This is a genomic window from Paenibacillus sp. 01L418 (assembly GCF_056400045.1).
Genome location: NZ_JBFTSN010000772.1, coordinates 1 through 1,192 on the forward strand (window position 1 = coordinate 1; position 1,192 = coordinate 1,192).

At 44.8% G+C, this 1,192-nt stretch carries 1 protein-coding gene; it reads right to left on the reverse strand.

Features of this window, described 5'->3' with window-relative positions:
- The coding region (locus AC1DSE_RS35530; protein WP_477529153.1) for an NEAT domain-containing protein at positions 1-1,192 on the reverse strand (1,192 nt) is incomplete at both ends.

Consider the following 1,192-nt stretch of genomic DNA (forward strand, 5'->3'; position numbering starts at 1 on the left):
CTGTATTCATGATGGTACTTCACTTCTGGCCAATCTATTTTCACCCAGCCATCCAGCTTAGCCGGTAGATCGGCTACTGTAAATTGTACTCGTCTTGTGTTAGCGGAAGCATCGGATTCGATCGTTGTTGGCGTAGAGCCGCCAATCGTAAATCCGGTAATTTCCTTGCTTTGCTTTAGATTCACTTGTACAAGCTTCACACCATTTTGCACGAGCAAACGAGCAGGATGTGCTACATATTCATCCATCACCGATGTTTGTGTAGTACCTTGTTTTAAAAACTGAATATCAATCAAATACTTGCCGTCCGCAAGTGCTCCCGGTTCTGTCGGTTTGACCGGATCAACAACGACAATTTTTGTCGCTTGGAAAGCACGAAGCGCTTGATCCAGCGTGCCTTCTGCATCAATGAGCTGCTGCTTTGTAGACAATATGCTGTTTGCGACAGCGTTCGCTGCTGTAATTGCACTAAGCAGTGCGTCTTTCGCTGATTGCGGATATTGCCCAACACCTGTACCTGCGGCTGCTCCATCATGAGCCGCCTTCGCTGCCGCAATAGCTGCCTTCAATACTGCAGGATCGCCATTGTCAAACAACAGACGAATGTTATGAGTCGCATCATAAGGTTTGCCTGTACGCGGGTCAATTACGTTTGGCATAATGATTCGAACTTGCCCTGGCACAATTGCCGTTAAATCATCCACTTTAAATTTGATAACCCTCGTATTTTCTGTCTTGTTTTCACTGACAACGGTCACATCTGTGAGTATGCTGTTCTGAGCAACTTTAAACTCTGTAACGACGCTGCTGTCCTTTATTGAAAAAGATACATAAGTCTCACCGTTATTGGACGTAACAGAAGCCGGCTTGAGGAAGTAACTGTCCATGCTCGATAACGCTGCATTTGTTGCATGCAGGGCTGCGAAAGAAATATTGCGAATCTGGCTTCCTTTGAAAACTTGAACAGATTTCTCTAAAATCTTTGCCGCATTAGCAATTTCTGGACGTGTAGAATTGAGTTTCTTCCCTGTTTGTTCAGCTAATTGAATAGCAGAAAGCAATGATTCTTTTGCCGCCTCCTCATATTGCCCAGAAGCCGTTCCAACAACAGCGGAATCATGTAGTTGACGCGCTGTAGTGATCGAAGCGTTTAAGGCATTAAGATGATTGGCATTATAGCTGAATAGTACTG